Below are 19,209 nucleotides of genomic sequence, written 5' to 3'. Positions count from 1 at the left end.
GGGATATTGTTTATTGACTTTAAAAAATCGAAAGCATACATATAATAAATTATTTATGCTCAGGGAAATTAATTATTCTTTATACGTTATGATACCTACTCGTGGGATTTATAATCATAAGTATAATAGTTATAATTACCATATCCGTAATAGCTTGCAGCACGTTTAACTATGGCATTAAGAATAATGCCTTTAATCTCAGCACCATTTTGTTCGAAGCGTCGAATACTTACTTCTATCTCTTTTATCGTATTCATTTCAAATCGAGCAACAAGTAAAGACGTACCTGCGTGGCGACTAATAATAGCAGCATCGGTCACAGCTAAGATCGGTGGTGTATCCAACAACACCAAATCATAGTTTTCAGTAGTCCACTTGATAAAACTCGCAAAACGGTTGTGCATCAAAAGTTCTGAAGGATTGGGCGGTACCTGTCCGCGAGGGATAAAATCCATGCTTTCTAGATGAGTCTTGCGTACCGCATCTTTGACTTGAATTTGTCCAGCAAGGATATCGGAAAGACCGTTATTGCTCTGAGCCCCCATCAGTTCATGGGCGTAACCTTTACGCATATCGCAATCAACTATCAACACCCGTTGGCCCGCCTGCGCGATCACCGCTCCCAAGTTGGCACTGACAAACGTTTTGCCAATTGAAGGGCTTGCACCAGAAATCATCAGCACATTATTTTTTGCTTCCATCATCGCAAAATGTAGGCTAGTACGAAGACTGCGTATAGCTTCAATGGCTAAATCGGTGGGATTCCCCACGGCCAGTAACTCTGTAGAACGTGTATTGCTTTTCTTTCCTTTGCCGAGAAGTGCCTTATCTTTCTTCTGTTGCCATTCAGAAAGAGGCACACTAGCATAAACGTTGACGCCTAACTCTTCTAACTGCTCAGGACTTTCAATACCTTTATGCAATAAGGTTTTTAAAATTACAAATGCAGCAGATATCACTCCACCTAAAATTACAGCCAGTAATATAATTAATGCTTTTCTCGGTTTTACCGGTTTAGGCAGAACAGCTGCTTTATCAATAATACGCACGTTACCAACCGTGCTGGCCTTATTAATACTCAACTCTTGCTGTTTATTCAGCAGTTTCATATAAACTTCTTGACCAGCTTGAATATCGCGCATAAGACGCAACACTTCTTGCTGGATTTTCGGCATCGCACTCACTCGTTTATTAATCTTTTCGCGCTCTTGCTGCAAAGTTTTTCGTTTCTCCATCAGCGCACGATAAGCAGGGTGTTCACGAGTATAAAGTTTGGATATTTCCGCTTCTTTAAAGGTTAGCTCATTAAGTTGAGATTCCACAGCAACCATCATATCCAGCACTGCTTTTGCTTCTAAAGAAAGATCGACAGAATTATTTAGTTGGCGAAATGTATTTAATTTATTTTCAGCATCATTCAGTTGACCACGTACATTTGGTAACTGTTCTTTTAAAAATTCCAGACTGCGCCCAGCCTTTTCAGATTTACGCTCAACATTTTGTTGCAGATAATTTTGGATAATACTGTTTAATATTTTAGTGGTTAAGATGGGATCTTCGCCTTCCAAGGTTAATCCCAAAACCCCAGTATCTTTGCCTCTATCGGCAACAACGAAGTTATCCAATAGAGCTTTTAATGCCGTGACAGGATTCAACTTTTTCAGGCAAAAAGCGGTACCACTTTCAGCAGCAATATCACTAACCAATATTGTGACACCACTTTGACTTTCAAGTTGCCCTACTTTTCCAGAGAAAGAAACAGTGTCACCTGCTGTCAGGGTGTAATTTTCTTTATCAATGACTTCAAGCGTCATCGGTTCATCTTGCCAACTAGGTGGCACATCAAGACGTGAGACAAAGATTTGCCCCACCTCTGCGTCCATCAACCGCGCAATCCCTTTCTCGATAAGAGGAAAATATTTCTGATGCACATCAATATCCAGCGCCAGATTGCTAATCGTTTTTCCCATCACCATGCGTGATTTTATTAACTCAACTTCCGCAGCAGACTGCGGTGTTGCATCCGGTAACATGCTGGAGAAATCCTTCAGCAATGAATCGCCACCACTCTGCTCCACCTGAATCAGCGCATCCGCTTTATAAATCGGCGTAGCCAGCATGGCATAGGCCACACCGAAAATTGTAAACAGCGCCGTAACACCAATAATTAGCCAACGATTATCTAGCAGGGTTCCAAGCAATCGCCCCAAATCAATCACATCTGAACGATCCATTTCAGATGTTTTCACTGAATTTTTCTCTGCCATCGGTTTCTCTGAGAATTATCGATTTAAAGCCTGCGCCCACTTTTGGGCCGACTGCTCTAATTGCAAATAAACAAATTCAAAAGCCTCACGGCTTTTGCGATAAGGATCTGCAATCTCTCGCTGGTTCAGCCAGTGGCCAAACAACATGGTCTTGCCACGCACTTCCGGTGCCATGCGCCCCACGGCATCAATGTGGCCTTTTTCCATCACCAAAATCAGGTCATACTCGCGACACAGAGATTTGGTGAGTTGCTGGGCTGAGTGCCCTTTAAGAGAAAGGCCGTGCGCACTGGCCACGTCACTGGCGGTGTTATCTGCGGCGTGCTCAACCAGAGCCCCCAGCCCCGCAGAAGCGATTCTTTTGTTTGGCAATAGCTTCTTTAACAACCGCTCCCCGGTAGGGGAGCGGCAAATGTTACCTACGCATACCACTAAGATGGAATCAAACATAGCATTCTTCGCGTGCAAAAGGGTGGTTACGGCCAGGTACGCACACGCAATGCGCCTTCGGTCAGGTCATTAAAGCCAGAAATGGTCGGCACCAGTTGTGACACAACGCGGTTCCAACGCACAACCGGTGCGGTAGTCACGTACACCACATCGTAAGGCTGTAACTGGAACTCAGTACCCATCACCAATGCAGTGGCATCTGCGGTGTTGAGCTGATAAATATCGGCCAGTTTCGGGCCTTGCGTGCCGCGCAGCGGGCGTATAACAAACACACCAGTAGCGTCAGACATCGCCTGATCCATTCCTTCCGCATTGCCTAACGCTTCGGTGAGCGTCATGCCACTACGATCCATTTTCAGCGTGCTTTGCTTTTTCACTTCCCCCATCACAAACACCTTCAGGCCATCGTTACGCGGCACATAAAGGATATCGCCTGGGTAGAGAAGTTGGTTCTGAGATAGGTCACCGTTTTGCATCAGCGCCTGGAGGGAAATGCGTTTTTCCTGCCCGTTGTGGGTGAGTACTACATTACGCCAGTCTGCGTTTTCCGTCAGCCCACCGGCTTTATTGATAGCATCCAGAATGGTTAGCGGCACGTTAGTGACAGCCTGTTGACCTGATGCAGCCACTTCACCAGACACATACACTTTCTGCGAGCGGAATGCGGCAATGCTCACTTCCACCTGCGGCGATTCTATATACTGCGCCAGTCTCCCCATCACTTCATCACGCACCTGAATGACGGTTTTCCCCGCCACTTTCACCTTACCTATATAAGGGTAAAAGATGGTGCCATCAGAGTGAACCCAGTTGCCAGTATCAGCCGCAGTGCGGTAGGTACCCGCAGGAGTAGTCAGTTCAGGGTGATCCCAAACGGTAACCATCAGCACATCACCCACGCCGATCAGGTACTCGTAGCTTTGCAATTCACGATCCAGCGCCGAGTTAGCTTGCGCTACCAGTGGTTTTGCTCGCATTTTCTCAATCAGGTAAGGCGTCATCGGGTAAACGTTGACCAGTTTACTGATGTTGAAATCTGCATCCTGCTGTTTAATCACTTCTTTGCCGCTGGTCGTCAAATGCGAACCAGGAAAAATGGTACACCCGCTCAGCAACACGGCAGATACCATTAACGGTATCACTTTTCTTTTGTAAGCTATCATCCTGTTTATGCCATCACTTTTAATAAGTTATAAGTCGCCGCCGATTCTCTTCCCGTATCATAGAGGAGTCGGGTGCTATTGATTCCATGAGTTACGGCTGTAAAAACGGGTAATTTACTTGTTCAGAGCTGTTTGTCCCACTTTACCATGCATTCCAGATGACGACTCGGCGCTATTTCTCAACCACGCTAACAAACGCCATACCCGGGTAATTGACCAGAAATAGCCAATAAACACTAGCAAAAACAGGTTAAGCATAACAGACTCTGAGAACTCTGCATGCTCGCCAAGTATTCCAAATGCCGCAAACACCAGCGCCACACATCCTATCACCACTAATGCTTGAAAGTTACTCAGTCCTGCACGCATCAGAATATGATGACAGTGTTCATTATCTGGCTTAAACGGACTGTCACCTCGACGAACCCGGCGGATGATAATCACTATCATGTCCATCAATGGAATTGCAATAAACCACAGTGCGGTCACAGGACGCATAACCGCAGTCGGCCCCTGAGTCGCCAAGATCAATAGTCAGATAACAGTAAACCCAACCAGCGTGCTGCCGGCATCCCCCATAAAAACCTTAAACTTTTCCCCCAGATGAGCCCGAGGTTAAGCACAAGATAAGGGAAAGATGCCACCAATATGTATAAGCTCCACAATGCTAACGCATTGTGACCGCCCAGATGGAACATCACAGACAATGCTCCAAGCGTCACACTAGAGAGTGTTGCAAGCAGACCATCCATGCCATCGATCATGTTAAACGCGTTGATCGCCCCCCACACTGCAAATACAGTAATAAGGTATCCGGCCAAGCCGAGCATTAGCCCATAGTCAAACAGGATATTGCCAACCGTTGAGATAAAAAGATCGGAATAAATCATCAGACCGGCCACAGCGGCTTGCAAGATTATGCGTGGGAGAACAGGAAGGTCAAACTGGTCGTCCAGAATACCGACAAAGAAAAGTACACTGGCACAAACCATATAGAGAGGGAATTCAGATAACCAGGAAGAAGGATGTAAAGCATAAAGAAGCCATAGCGAGGAATAGAGAGATACTCCCCCTACCAACGGGATATGACCATCGTGATTCTTACGCGTGTTCGGTTTATCAACGAGCCCTACTTTTATTGCTATTTTTCTTGCCAGAAAAAGCGCAATAAAAGCACCGATGAAGATAACCGTAATATCTTGCATTTTGCACCATCATCAACCGTTAAGTTATTTCACATCAGACAAGCTACCGCCCTTGGCTTTATAGCTACCAATGTGCTGTTAAAATACGGAATACCGTCCGTGGACCACATTATGATTCCTTGGTACTTATTGTTTTTTACGGGCTAGTCAAGCAAAAAAAAACCGCGAAACTTTCAGAAAAGGACCCAATAATGCCGCGCACGCCACTATAGTATGGAGCACATTTCACGATGTACAGGAAGTTCGTGGATTTACAAAGATTTTCAGATTAGGCCTATCCCGCGCAACAAAACCGCAATAACCTTAGGAAATCACATGTCTTTTTATATTTGAGTATTTTTTAAACAAAACGGTATTATTTAATAATTCCTTACAAAGGTTAGCACTCTTGCGCGCGGCTAGATACCGTTTTTTGAAAGTTAGGGATTTTAAATCAGCAGGTTAAGATGCTAAATAGTTGTAAATGAAGTAATTATCCTTGCAAGGATTTTATGAAGATGTTGTCAGACTGGCAATATCCCCACAAATGCTGGTTGCGCTGCTACCCTGTATCGGTTCTGGTTGACGAAGGTGAAAAAATTTATATGGAGTGGATCGCTGATCCCACTATCTGGGCCGGTTTGGCAACGCTTGTGGTGTTGGAACTGGTATTAGGTATCGATAACCTTGTCTTTATTGCCATTCTGGCGGAAAAACTCAGAGATCGTGCCCGAGTCGTCGGTCTGTCACTCGCGCTATTGATGCGTCTGGTGCTGCTTGCCTCGATGTCCTGGCTGGTTTCCCTCACCGTCCCGCTTTTCACCCTGTTTCAACAGCCGTTTAGCGCACGCGATATCATTATGGTGATTGGCGGGCTGTTTCTGCTGTTCAAGGCCACGGTAGAACTCAATGAGCGGTTAGAAGGCAAAGATCAGGAGCAGCATGGCCAACGTAAAAGAGCGCGCTTTTGGGCGGTTGTGACGCAGATTGTAATTCTGGATGCCATTTTTTCGCTGGATTCGGTGATTACCGCTGTCGGCATGACGGATCATCTGCTGGTGATGATGTCTGCCGTCACCATCGCCATTGGATTAATGCTGCTCGCCAGCAAGCCGTTAACCCGGTTTGTAAACGCTCACCCGACTATCGTCATTCTTTGGCTTAGCTTTCTACTGATGATCGGCTTTAGTCTGGTCGCAGACGTTTTTGGCTACCATATTCCCAAAGGCTACCTCTATGCAGCGATCGGTTTCTCTGTATTGATTGAGGTGCTAAACCAGGTTGCTCAGTTTAACCGCCGCCGTTTCCTCACCTCTGATGTGCCGCTGCGCCAGCGTACTGCCGATGTGATCCTGAAAATCCTGCGCGGCGAGCATGAAGATGCGGAATTGAATAACCAAACCTCGGACCTGATTGGCGACAACGCACAAAGCGGTAATGCTGTGTTCAACCGTCAGGAACGGCGCATGATCGAACGCGTGCTCGGCATGGGACAGCGTAGCGTGAGCAGCATCATGACATCCCGCCACGATATCATCGCCGTTGGGCTTCAGTCTCCCCAAGATGCGCTGGCAGCGCTGTTGGAGAAAAGCCCGCATACGCGACTGGTAGTGATGGATAGCTCTACCTCGGATGAACCGGTGGGCATCGTGCACGTGGCCTCCCTGTTGCAACAACAGTTGCGCCATGAACCACTCGATCTGCATAAGCTGGTGCGCCAGCCGCTGGTGTTCCCTGAGCAGATCTCTTTGCTACAGGCACTAGGCTGTGACCCTTAATTCCATGAGTTATAATAACTTTTTTTTCTACATCATTTTGAACTATGGCTCGCTAAGATCTTCCCGATGAAGCATGGGCTATCATCCAGCCCTTACTCCCTGCTGAACCAGCAACACCACAGGCCGGACGCCCATGGGCTGAGCATCGCATGATTATCAATGGCATGTTCTGGGGGCTGTGCTCTGGTGCCCCATGGCGTGATTTACCTGAGCGATACGGCCCATGGAAAACCGTTTATAACCGCTTTAACCGATGGTCAAAATCGGGAGTCATTAACATTATTTTTAATAAGTTACTTTCATCACTTGATGCCCATGGCCTCGTGGACTGGTCAGCGACTGCGCTGGATGGTAGCAATATCAGGGCGCTGAAATGTGCTGCCGGTGCTCAAAAAAACATCCCGATATCACCGGAGATAATGGGCTGGGTCGCTCTCGAGGTGGTTTTGGCACCAAAATCCATATGGCTACAGACGGAAGTGGTCTTCCGTTAAACATCGTGTTGAGCCCCGGTCAGGCTCATGAAAATCAGTTTGCACTACGTCTTTTGGACGGTATTGGTGTTCAACGCCAGAACGGCAGTATGAAACGCCGTGGTCATGCGGTACTCGCTGACAAGGCGTACTCCGGGCATGTATTACGTAACGAGCTGAAAAAAAGAGGTATAAAAACTGTCATCCCCCGAAAATCCACTGAAAAAATGGCGGTGGATGGTCGTTCAAAGCTCGATCGTGACGCCTACCGCAATCGGAACGTTGTTGAGCGGTGCTTTGGCCGTCTGAAAGAATACCGTCGCATTGCGACACGTTACGACAAAACGGCGAGGAATTATCTGGCAATGTTGAAACTGGGCTGCATCCGCCTGTTTTACCAGAGGTTATGTAATTAAGGGACACAGCCTAAATAGCTGTTCCTAATACCGCTACACTTTTGCCTGTCCATGTTTTCCACTGGGAAACGGGCTGACGGTTTCCATGAAGCGGCGAACCTTGTTCAGTAACTGCCACATTGAACAGCATTGATGATTGCGGGTGATGGTTTCATGCAACGCCTGCCATAACCGCTCTACATGATTTACCCATGGTGAGTACACCGGCTGATAAATAACCCTGAATTTCGGGTTTTCTTCCAGCCAGCGCTGCGTCTCCCGGCTTTTGTGAATAATGTAGTTATCAACTATCAGCGTGAGCGTTTTTGCCCGTCTGTACGTTGCTCTCAGATGCTCTAACATACTGATAAACAAACACGAACTTTTACTGTTTCCTCCAACATCGCTGACTTTTCCCGTCCCGCTGTGTAATGCACCCGCCAGATAATATTTCTCGTTCTGGCCCGGCGTCACGATGCGTTTCTGCTTCCCGCGAACCTGCCAGTCCGCGCCAATTTTGGGATTCAGATGAATATCCACTTCGTCTTCGTAAAAGACGGGATGTTCCGCGCTGCATTGTTCCAGCGCCATCGCGATGGCCTCCATTTTTTCTTCCTTATGCGGGTCGCGGATACGCAGCGTAGGAGCTGCGCGTCGCCACACCAGACCGGCAGAAGGCCGCCAACGGCGCACCGTGGAAGCATGCAACTGGCAACCGGTTATCTCATTGATTTTTATCGCTAGCAGTTCCGTGCTCCAGCGCGAACGCTGATAGCCAAAATCATGAGGGGAACGCTTTACGAACTGGATTAACAGTGCGCAGATCTGTTCAAACGGCCAGCGACGGCCACGACCGGGCCGCAGAGATTTGAGGCCTTCAATGCCGTACAGGGTGAGCCAGTTAATCCATCTGCCGATTGACGAACGGGCGCAGCAAAGCATTCTGGCGACATCGCTCACGCGCTCGCCCCGGTGCAACATCAGGATGGCGGTCAGCCTGCGGGCGTGATTCTTGTCACGCGTTTTATGGAGAGTTTTCTTCATCAGGCGTCGTTCGTTACGGGGTATCGGTGCTATGCTCGACATCGCTCAGTCCGGTTGATGATTTGGGATCTTTATCGATTGATCAGATCGCTCTACTCGGACTGAGTTCCCTTCAGGTGATCTACTATTCGGAACAGTTATTTAGCCTCATTGTGTTAATACTGGCTGCCACTCGATTCGTAAACCATGATGAATACCACTCGCCTTTTTCGTCTGCTGTTGCTTGCGTTCGCGGTTATCGCCGCCGTTGTCATCTGGCGTTACTTGCGCCCCGCCGATGCCCCGACAGCGTCCCCTTCAGCCCGTCAGGAAGCCAGTAATAACAGTGCACCCGCGCGCAATGCGGGCAGCGGTGGCGGACGGCGTTCCGCCATGCGTGCACTGCCCCCCGTACAGGCAGCGACCACACGCGCCGCAGCGGTGCCATATTACCTTTCGGGATTGAGCACCATTACCGCTGCCAATACCGTAACGGTGCGCAGCCGGGTTAACGGCGAACTGATGGCCCTGCATTTTCAGGAAGGACAACAGGTCAAGGCGGGCGATCTGCTCGCAGAAATCGACCCACGCCCCTATCAGGTGGCGCTGACACAGGCACAGGGGCAACTGGCAAAAGATCAGGCCGCGCTGGCCAATGCGCGTCAGGATCTGGCGCGTTACCAGCAACTGATTAAAACCAACCTGATTTCTCGTCAGGAACTGGATGCGCAGGCGGCACAGGTGCATCAGGCTGAAGGCACGGTCAAGGCCGATGAAGGCTCGGTCGCCAGCGCCGAATTGCAGCTCACCTATAGCCGTATTACCTCGCCTATCAATGGCCGCGTGGGGCTTAAACAAGTGGATGTGGGCAACTACATCACCAGCAGCGATAGCACCGGTATTGTGGTGTTGACACAAACGCATCCGATTGATGTCATCTTCACGTTACCGGAAGGTGATATCGCCACGGTGCTGAGCGCACAGAAATCGGGCCAAGCCGTACCGGTTGAGGCCTGGGATCGCGCCAACCAGCACAAGCTGTCACAAGGCAACCTCCTCAGCATGGATAACCAAATTGATGCCACCACCGGAACCATCAAGCTGAAAGCCCGCTTTGAAAATAGCGATGACGCCTTGTTTCCTAACCAGTTTTTCAATGTGCGCATGCAAGTTACCACCTTGTAAAATGCGCTGCTGGTACCACTGTCCGCCATTCAGATGGGCAGCGAAGGACGTTTTGTCTGGGTGCTGAATGAGAAAAGTCAGGTCAGTAAACACAGCGTGACCGTCGGCATTCAATACGGGCAGGAGATGGTGGTGACGGCCGGCCTGAATGAGGGCGATCGCGTGGTTACTGACGGTATCGACCGCTTAACCGAAGGGGCTCAGGTGGAAGTGATTAGAGCCGCTAACACCACCACTCCGCCATCCAAACACGCCACGCGAGGGGAGAAACCCTGATGCAAGGGGATATTCCGGCAGGCGTTGGCCCATCCCGTCTGTTTATCCTGCGCCCTATCGCCACCACCCTGTTGATGTTGGCGATCCTGCTGGCGGGAATTATTGGCTATCGGGCATTACCGGTCTCTGCGCTGCCAGAGGTGGACTATCCGGCCATTCAGGTGGTGACGCTCTACCCCGGTGCAAGCCCGGATGTAATTGCGTCGGCGATCACCGCCCCCCTTGAGCGTCAGTTCGGGCAAATGTCCGGGCTGAAACAGATGTCGACGCAAAGCTCCGGCGGCGCATCGGTGATCACCCTGCAATTTCAACTGACGCTGCCGTTGGATGTCGCAGAGCAGGATGTGCAGGCCGCCATCAACGCCGCCAACAATTTGTTGCCCAGCGATCTGCCCTACCCGCCGATTTACAGCAAGGTCAATCCGGCCGATCCGCCGATCATGACGCTGGCGGTGACGTCCAGCGCCATGCCGATGACGCAAGTGCAAGATATGGTGGAAACCCGTATCGCGCAGAAAATGGCACAGGTCTCTGGTGTCGGGCGTGTATCGCTGGCGGGCGGACAGCGCCCATCGGTACGGGTCAATTTCAACGCCAACGCGCTGGCCTCTTACGGGTTGGATAGCGAAACCCTGCGCAGCGCCATCACCAGCGCCAACGTCAACTCCGCCAAAGGCAGTCTGGATGGCCCAACGCGCGCGGTAACCTTGTCAGCCAACGACCAGATGAAGTCCGCAGAGGATTATCGCCAGCTGATTGTTGCCTGGCGCAATGGCGCACCGGTACGGCTGCGCGATGTCGCCACCGTAGAACAAGCCCCGGAAAACACAGCGCTGGGTGCCTGGGCCAACCGTGAACAGGCGATCATCATCAATATCCAGCGCCAGCCGGGTGCCAACGTGATCACCACCACGGACAGCCTGCGTAATCTGCTGCCAACGTTAACCGCCAGCCTGCCAAAATCAGTAACCATCACTACGCTGGCCGATCGCAACGCCAGTATCCGCGCGTCAGTAAAAGATGTGCAGTTTGAACTGATGCTGGCGATTGCGCTGGTGATTATGGTTATCTACCTGTTTTTGCGCAATGCCATCGCCACGCTGATCCCAAGTATCGTGGTGCCCCTGTCTCTGGTCGGCACCTTCGCCGCTATGTATTTCCTTGGCTTTTCGATCAACAACCTGACGCTGATGGCGCTCACCATTGCCACCGGCTTTGTCGTGGACGATGCCATCGTGGTGATCGAGAATATTTCGCGCTATATCGAAAAAGGGGAGAAACCGCTGCACGCGGCGCTTAAAGGCGCGGGGGAAATTGGGTTCACCATTATCTCACTGACGTTATCACTGATTGCAGTGATGATCCCATTGCTGTTTATGGGCGATATCATTGGCCGGTTGTTCCGCGAGTTTGCCATTACGCTGGCGGTCGCTATTCTGATTTCTGGCATCGTTTCGCTTACGCTGACCCATATCGTTATACACATCTTTCTAACGCACTGTTTAATCAATGAGTTACGGGTTTATCTCAGAGTGGCATTTTGAACCTCAAAAAGCCAATGGGATGGCTTGAATGCCTTAATTCACGGGGTTCTGAGCATCCTGTTCAAAAAATGGCCAAAAGATGTGTATAACGATATGACGCTGACCCCGATGATGTGTGCCCGGTTACTCACTCATCAGAGCCTGAATCGACAAAATGCCTTTACGCGCGCCAGCGAACGCTTTTTCTCACGCTTGGTCGCGCTGTATGGCAAAGGCTTACGCCGGGTGTTGAACCACCCATGGATCACCCTGAGCCTAAATAACTGTTCCGAATAGTAGATCACCTGAAGGGAACTCAGTCCGAGTTGAGCGATCTGATCAATCGATAAAGATCCCAAATCATCAACCGGACTGAGCGATGTCGAACATAGCACCGATACCCCGTAACGAACGACGCCTGATGAAGAAAACTCTCCATAAAACGCGTGACAAGAATCACGCCCGCAGGCTGACCGCCATCCTGATGTTGCACCGGGGCGAGCGCGTGAGCGATGTCGCCAGAATGCTTTGCTGCGCCCGTTCGTCAATCGGCAGATGGATTAACTGGCTCACCCTGTACGGCATTGAAGGCCTCAAATCTCTGCGGCCCGGTCGTGGCCGTCGCTGGCCGTTTGAACAGATCTGCGCACTGTTAATCCAGCTCGTAAAGCGTTCCCCTCATGATTTTGGCTATCAGCGTTCGCGCTGGAGCACGGAACTGCTAGCGATAAAAATCAATGAGATAACCGGTTGCCAGTTGCATGCTTCCACGGTGCGCCGTTGGCGGCCTTCTGCCGGTCTGGTGTGGCGACGCGCAGCTCCTACGCTGCGTATCCGCGACCCGCATAAGGAAGAAAAAATGGAGGCCATCGCGATGGCGCTGGAACAATGCAGCGCGGAACATCCCGTCTTTTACGAAGACGAAGTGGATATTCATCTGAATCCCAAAATTGGCGCGGACTGGCAGGTTCGCGGGAAGCAGAAACGCATCGTGACGCCGGGCCAGAACGAGAAATATTATCTGGCGGGTGCATTACACAGCGGGACGGGAAAAGTCAGCGATGTTGGAGGAAACAGTAAAAGTTCGTGTTTGTTTATCAGTATGTTAGAGCATCTGAGAGCAACGTACAGACGGGCAAAAACGCTCACGCTGATAGTTGATAACTACATTATTCACAAAAGCCGGGAGACGCAGCGCTGGCTGGAAGAAAACCCGAAATTCAGGGTTATTTATCAGCCGGTGTACTCACCATGGGTAAATCATGTAGAGCGGTTATGGCAGGCGTTGCATGAAACCATTACCCGCAATCATCAATGCTGTTCAATGTGGCAGTGACTGAACAAGGTTCGCCGCTTCATGGAAACCGTCAGCCCGTTTCCCAGTGGAAAACATGGACAGGCAAAAGTGTAGCGGTATTAGGAACAGCTATTTAGCCATCGGCACGCTGGTGCTTACCGTTCTGCTCTACCTGTGGATCCCCAAGGGCTTTTTCCCGGTTCAGGATAACAGCATGATTCAGGGTACGTTGCAGGCACCGCAAAGCGTCTCCTATGCCGATATGGCGCAGCACCAGCAGCAGGCCGTATCGCTGATCATGCAGGATCCGGCGGTGCTGAGCGTCTCTTCGTTTGTCGGCGTGGATGGCACCAACGCGGCGCTGAACAGCGCGCGTTTACAGATCAACCTCAAGCCGCTCAGTGAACGACGCGATCGCCTGACAGACATCATCACCCGCTTGCAGGAAAAAACGGCGCAGCTCACCGGTATCACGCTCTATCTGCAACCGGTGCAGGATCTAACCATCGATACCCAGGTCAGCCGCACCCAATACCAGTTCACATTGCAGGCGATGTCGCTGGAGGATTTGAGCCACTGGGTGCCGCCGCTGATGCGCGAATTGCAACAGTTGCCGCAGCTACAGGATGTGAGCAGCGACTGGCAGGATGATGCGGCGGTGGCTTATGTCAACGTCAACCGCGATGCGGCCAGCCGCCTTGGACTAACCATGTCCGCTATCGACAATGCGCTGTATAACGCCTTTGGGCAGCGTCTGGTCTCAACAGTCTACACCCAGTCGAATCAATATCGCGTGGTGCTGGCGCAGCAGACGGCGCACACCACCGGGATCGGCGCGCTGAATGAAGTAAACATCAAAAACAGTGATGGCAACAGCGTGCCGCTGAACGCCGTTGCCACGCTGGAAGAACGACGTGGTCCGTTGGCCCTGAACCGTATCGATCAGTTCCCGGCCTCCACCATTTCGTTCAACGTTACTCCCGGTTATTCCCTCGGAGAAGCGGTGCAAGCGATTACGGCGGCTGAGCAGCAGTTGCAGATGCCGACTGATATCGTCACCCACTTTCAGGGCAGCGCGCTGGCGTTTCAGGCAGCGCTGAGCAGCACCGTGTGGCTTATCGTGGCGGCGATTGTTGCGATGTACATTGTGCTCGGTGTGCTGTCCGAAAGCTTTATTCACCCGATCACCATTCTTTCCACGCTGCCGACCGCCGGCGTTGGCGCACTATTGGCTCTGATGGTGGTGGGCAACGAACTGGATGTGATTGCCATCATCGGTATCATTTTGCTGATCGGCATCGTGAAGAAGAATGCCATCATGATGATCGATTTCGCGCTGGCTGCTGAACGCGAGCAAGGCATGACTCCTTACGATGCCATTTATCAGGCGTATCTGCTGCGTTTTCGTCCAATCCTGATGACCACCCTGGCGGCGCTGCTTAGCGCCGTGCCGCTGATGCTCAGCAATGAAGTCGGTACCGAGCTGCGCCAACCGCTCGGTATCTGCATGGTGGGGGGATTGATCATGAGCCAGATTCTGACGCTGTTCACCACGCCGGTGATTTACCTGCTGTTTGACCGACTGGCACACCGTTTGCGTCGCACCGAGCAGCCAGAGGAAGACGTACAGTGAAGTTTTTCGCACTGTTTATTCACCGCCCGGTCGCCACTGCGTTACTGACGCTGGCGATTGCGCTGTGCGGCGTGCTCGGTTTTCGCTTGCTGCCGGTTGCACCGCTGCCGCAGGTGGATTTCCCAGCGATCGTGGTTTCCGCCTCGCTCTCCGGTGCCTCGCAGGAAACCATGGCGACTTCCGTCGCCATGCCATTGGAGCGCTCACTCGGGCGCATCGCCGGGGTGACCGAGATGACCTCGACCAGTTCGCTGGGCAGAACCCGTATCATACTGGTGTTCGATTTCTCGCGTGATATCAACGGCGCGGCGCGCGACGTACAGTCGGCGATCAACGCCGCACAGAACCTGCTGCCCTCCGGCATGTCAAGCCGACCAACCTATCGCAAGGTCAACCCGGCCGACGTGCCGATTCTGGTGCTAACGTTGACCTCCGACACCTACAATTCGGGGCAGCTATACGATTTCGCCACCAATCAACTGTCGCAGCGCATCTCCCAAATGGACGGCGTGGGCGATGTGACGGTCAGCGGAGCCTCGCAGCCCGCGGTGCGCGTGGAGTTAAACCCTCAGGCGCTGTTTAATCAGGGTATCGCATTGGATGCAGTGCGTCAGGCCATTGCCAAAGCCAACGTAAAGCAACCCTTGGGCAATATTGATAACGGACAAGCGCGCTGGCAGGTGCAAACCAACGATGCGCTGAAAACGGCAGCGGATTATGCACCGATCGTTGTTCATTATAACAAGGGCGCGCCGGTACGACTGAGCGACGTGGCGCAGGTTAAAGACGGCGTGCAGGACACGCGCAACGCCGGGATGGCAAACGGCAAAACTGCCGTACTGGTGGTGGTGCAACGCGCCCCCGATGCCAATATCATCGCCACCGTGGACAACGTGCGCGCCGCTCTGCCGGAACTGCGTGCCAGCCTGCCCGCCGCCATTCAACTGAACATCGCGCAAGATCGTTCGCCCACCATTCGTGCCTCACTGGCCGAGGTGGAACAGTCACTGGTGATTGCCGTTGCGCTGGTGATACTGGTGGTGTTCTTGTTCCTGCGCTCCGGTCGGGCCACACTGATCCCGGCCATTGCCGTACCCGTGTCATTGATTGGCACCTTCGCGGCCATGTACCTGTGCGGTTTCAGCCTGAATAACCTCTCGCTGATGGCACTGACGATTGCCACCGGATTCGTGGTGGACGATGCCATCGTGGTGCTGGAGAACATTTCACGCCATATTGAAGCAGGCATGAAACCGATGCAGGCCGCCCTGAAAGGGGTGCACGAGGTCGGCTTTACCGTGCTGGCGATGAGTCTGTCGCTCGTGGCAGTGTTCCTGCCGCTGCTACTGATGGGCGGATTGCCGGGGCGCTACTTTCGTGAATTCACCGTCACGCTGTCTGCCGCGATAGCCATTTCGCTGATCATTTACGTCACCCTGACACCAATGATGTGCGCGCGCCTGCTGCGCAGCCATGAAAAACACAGCCAGCCGAGTAAGCGCGGTTTTGGTCGCCTGCTCGTCGCGTTGCAACAGCAATATGGCCGTTCGTTACGCTGGGTGTTGCAACACGCACGCTGGGTGTTGGTCATTCTGATTGGCACCATCGGGCTTAACGTCTGGCTCTATATCTCGATTCCCAAAACCTTCTTCACTGAACAGGATACTGGCCGCGTGATGGGCTTTATTCAGGCCGATCAGAGCATTTCATTTCAGGCAATGCGCAATAAGCTACATGATTTTATGGTGATCGTCAGCGCCGATCCGGCGGTGGATAACGTAACGGGCTTTACCGGCGGCTCGCGCACCAACGCAGGCTCGATGTTTATTACGTTCAAACCCTTGGCAGAGCGCAAGATGAGCGCTCAGCAGGTGATTGCCCGCCTGCGCGGCAAGCTGGCGCAGGAGCCGGGGGCCAACCTGTTTCTGATGCCGGTACAGGATATTCGTATCGGCGGACGAGAGTCCAATGCGGGCTACCAGTTTACCTTGCTGTCCGACGATCTGAACGAACTGCGCGCCTGGGAGTCGAAGATTCGCCTCGCGCTCAGTCAACTCCCCGAGCTGGCCGACGTTAACTCCGATCAGCAGGATAAAGGCTCGGAAATGGCGCTGACCTACGACCGGGATACCCTTGCGCGCCTCGGTATCGGCGTTTCCAGCGTCAATGCCTTGTTAAACAATGCGTTCGGGCAGCGGCAAATATCTACCATCTATCAACCGCTCAATCAGTACAAAGTGGTGATGGAGGTAGAATCCAAATATACTCAGGATGTTAGCGCGCTGGATCAGTGTTTGTGCTCAACAGCGCCGGAGAGCCGATTCCCCTTTCGGCGTTCGCCAGCTGGCAACCGATTAACGCCCCGCTGTCCGTCAATCATCAGGGGCTGTCAGAAGCGTCAACCGTTTCCTTTAATTTGCCGGAAGGGGTGTCACTTTCAGATGCCACGGCAGCCATTGAACGCAGTATGACCGCATTGGGGGTGCCCTCTTCGGTGCGCGGACAATTTGCCGGTACGGCACAGGCGTTTCAACAGTCACAAAGTGCGCAGGTGCTGCTGATCATTGCCGCGATTGTTACCGTTTACATCGTGTTGGGGATCCTGTATGAAAGCTATGTGCATCCGCTGACCATCCTGTCGACGCTACCGTCTGCCGGTGTTGGCGCGCTGCTGGCGCTGAAAGGGTTTGGTGCCCCCTTTAGCCTGATAGCCCTGATCGGTATCTTGCTGCTGATCGGTATTGTGAAGAAAAACGCCATCATGATGGTGGATTTTGCGCTGGAAGCGCAGCGCGGCGCGCAGTTAAGTGCACAAGAGGCGATTTTTCAGGCCTGCTTGTTGCGCTTCCGCCCCATTTTGATGACGACGCTGGCCGCAATTTTTGGTGCGCTACCGCTGGTGTTGACCAGAGGAGACGGTGCTGAACTGCGCCAACCGCTCGGCATCACCATCGCCGGAGGATTAGTGATGAGCCAACTGCTCACGCTCTACACTACACCAGTGGTGTACCTCTATTTTGATCGTCTGCGCGGCTGGCTGGCACGGCGGCGCAACCTCGCCAACGTCACGTCGTCTTGACGCGCAGCGAGTGAACAAGAACAACCCTGATTTCATGAGGCCTGTTATTTCATGCGTTTTTCGTCAGCCCCGTCAACGACCCAACCGGCCTCCGTGCGCTGGCAGCTTTGGATTGTCGCGTTTGGCTTTTTTATGCAAACGCTCGATACCACTATTGTCAACACCGCACTGCCAACGATGGCGCTTAGCCTGAATGAAAACCCGTTGCGTATGCACTCGGTGGTGGTGGCTTATGTGCTCACCGTGGCGGTGATGCTGCCTGCCAGCGGTTGGCTGGCGGACAAACTGGGGGTGAAACGGGTCTTTTTTGCCGCCATCATCATTTTCACGCTAGGATCGCTGCTGTGTGCGCGTTCGGAAACCTTGAATGCGCTGCTGATCTCGCGGGTGATCCAGGGCGTGGGCGGTGCCATGATGGTACCGGTCGGTCGTCTGACGGTAATGAAGATTGTGCCGCGTGACCAGTTTATGGCCGCCATGACCTTTGTCACTATCCCCGGCCAGATCGGGCCGTTGCTCGGCCCGACGCTGGGTGGGCTGCTGGTGCAATACGCCAGTTGGCACTGGATTTTCCTGATTAATCTGCCAGTAGGGATTATTGGTGCTGTCGCCACCTGGCTGATTATGCCGAATTACACCACCGAAACCTCGCGCTTCGATCTCAGCGGTTTTCTCTGGCTCGCCATCGGCATGGCAACATTGACCTTAGCCTTGGATGGACACAAAAGCCTGGCATTGCCGCCGATTGCCATCGTCGGTTTGATTGCTGTCGGGATTATTGCCCTGCCGAGCTACTGGCTGCATGCGCGTCAAAATGAAAACGCCCTGTTCAATCTGCGCCTGTTCAATACCCCTACCTTTTCCATTGGGATCAGCGCCGGTTTTCTGGCGCGTATCGGCAGCGGCATGTTGCCCTTTACCACACCGCTGTTTTTACAGCTGGGCATGGGATTCTCACCGTTTCACGCCGGGTTGATAATGATACCGATGATTCTCGGCAGCATGGGCACCAAGGGTATCGTGGTCAGTATCGTTAACCGCTTGGGCTACCGTACCGCCCTGATTGTATCTACCCTGGCGCTATCACTCAGCACCCTTCTGTTTGCCACCGTCGCGCTGCTGAACTGGCTGTGGTTACTGCCGCTGATGTTGATATTGGTAGGCGTTGCCAATTCGGTGCGTTTCTCAACTATGAATACCCTGACGCTGAAAGATCTGCCGGACAGCATCGCCAGCGGAGGCAACAGCCTGCTGTCGATGACCATGCAGCTTTCCATGAGCCTCGGCGTAAGTCTGGCAGGCATTCTACTTGGTATTTTTGCCCAACAAGGGACACTGGACATCGCCAGCCCGGCAACCGCTGAGGTATTCCGCTATACCTATCTGAGCATGGCCGTCATATTGGCGCTGCCTGCCCTGCTGTTCCTGCGCGTGCCGCCGGACCAGATCAAGCAGAACGTGCTGCAGGGAAAAAGGTGAGGAT

The 19,209-nt window shown here is 52.3% G+C and carries 6 protein-coding genes and 8 pseudogenes; 9 read left to right on the top strand and 5 right to left on the bottom strand.

What is annotated here, in order from left to right:
* Nucleotides 1-95: 95 nt before the first annotated feature.
* The 4 genes and pseudogenes from wzc to wecA form a co-directional block, all read right to left on the bottom strand.
* A complete protein-coding gene (wzc, locus tag ACWWJF_RS09535) occupies nt 96-2,267 on the bottom strand; it encodes a tyrosine-protein kinase Wzc (RefSeq protein WP_455869296.1) in 2,172 nt (723 codons plus the stop codon).
* Nucleotides 2,268-2,282: 15 nt separating this feature from the next.
* Entirely contained in the window at nt 2,283-2,717 is a 435-nt protein-coding gene (locus ACWWJF_RS09530; RefSeq protein ID WP_455869295.1) for an arsenate reductase/protein-tyrosine-phosphatase family protein, read from the bottom strand.
* A gap of 26 nt (nt 2,718-2,743) precedes the next feature.
* Complete coding sequence (locus ACWWJF_RS09525) at nt 2,744-3,880, bottom strand: polysaccharide export protein (RefSeq protein WP_455869294.1); 1,137 nt, start codon at nt 3,878-3,880, stop codon at nt 2,744-2,746.
* Between the two features lie 114 nt (nt 3,881-3,994).
* A pseudogene (wecA, locus tag ACWWJF_RS09520) lies at nt 3,995-5,085 on the bottom strand (UDP-N-acetylglucosamine--undecaprenyl-phosphate N-acetylglucosaminephosphotransferase).
* A gap of 584 nt (nt 5,086-5,669) precedes the next feature.
* Here wecA and ACWWJF_RS09515 point away from each other — a divergent pair.
* Nucleotides 5,670-6,827: pseudogene (locus ACWWJF_RS09515) on the top strand (TerC family protein); the annotation flags it as partial.
* A gap of 95 nt (nt 6,828-6,922) precedes the next feature.
* A protein-coding gene (locus tag ACWWJF_RS09510) for an IS5 family transposase (RefSeq protein WP_455871015.1) occupies nt 6,923-7,731 on the top strand; the annotation gives its coding sequence in 2 pieces (ribosomal slippage) (nt 6,923-7,232 and nt 7,232-7,731; 810 coding nt in all).
* A 33-nt stretch (nt 7,732-7,764) separates the two neighbouring features.
* On the opposite strand, the gene ACWWJF_RS09505 is transcribed toward ACWWJF_RS09510, so the two are convergent.
* Nucleotides 7,765-8,796 (bottom strand): IS630 family transposase, encoded by a 1,032-nt coding sequence (locus ACWWJF_RS09505; protein WP_455869293.1) that lies wholly within the window; start codon nt 8,794-8,796, stop codon nt 7,765-7,767.
* Nucleotides 8,797-8,943: 147 nt separating this feature from the next.
* Between ACWWJF_RS09505 and ACWWJF_RS09500 the strand changes: the two are divergent.
* From ACWWJF_RS09500 to mdtD, 7 genes and pseudogenes are all read left to right on the top strand, one after another.
* Nucleotides 8,944-10,194, top strand: a pseudogene (locus tag ACWWJF_RS09500) (MdtA/MuxA family multidrug efflux RND transporter periplasmic adaptor subunit).
* Nucleotides 10,194-11,693, top strand: a pseudogene (locus ACWWJF_RS09495) (efflux RND transporter permease subunit); the annotation flags it as partial. The pseudogenes ACWWJF_RS09500 and ACWWJF_RS09495, both read left to right, overlap by 1 nt.
* A gap of 141 nt (nt 11,694-11,834) precedes the next feature.
* Nucleotides 11,835-11,996 (top strand): annotated as a pseudogene (locus tag ACWWJF_RS09490) (efflux RND transporter permease subunit); the annotation flags it as partial.
* 100 nt (nt 11,997-12,096) lie between these two features.
* Nucleotides 12,097-13,128: pseudogene (locus ACWWJF_RS09485) on the top strand (IS630 family transposase).
* A 19-nt stretch (nt 13,129-13,147) separates the two neighbouring features.
* Nucleotides 13,148-14,647 (top strand): annotated as a pseudogene (locus tag ACWWJF_RS09480) (efflux RND transporter permease subunit); the annotation flags it as partial.
* Nucleotides 14,644-17,726, top strand: a pseudogene (mdtC, locus tag ACWWJF_RS09475) (multidrug efflux RND transporter permease subunit MdtC). The pseudogenes ACWWJF_RS09480 and mdtC, both read left to right, overlap by 4 nt.
* A 51-nt stretch (nt 17,727-17,777) precedes the next feature.
* Nucleotides 17,778-19,205, top strand: a complete 1,428-nt coding sequence (gene mdtD, locus ACWWJF_RS09470) for a multidrug transporter subunit MdtD (RefSeq protein WP_455869292.1) — start codon at nt 17,778-17,780, stop codon at nt 19,203-19,205.
* Nucleotides 19,206-19,209 lie beyond the last annotated feature (4 nt).

The organism is Symbiopectobacterium sp. Eva_TO (genome assembly GCF_053848865.1).
This window is presented reverse-complemented; position numbering and strand designations above follow the sequence as displayed.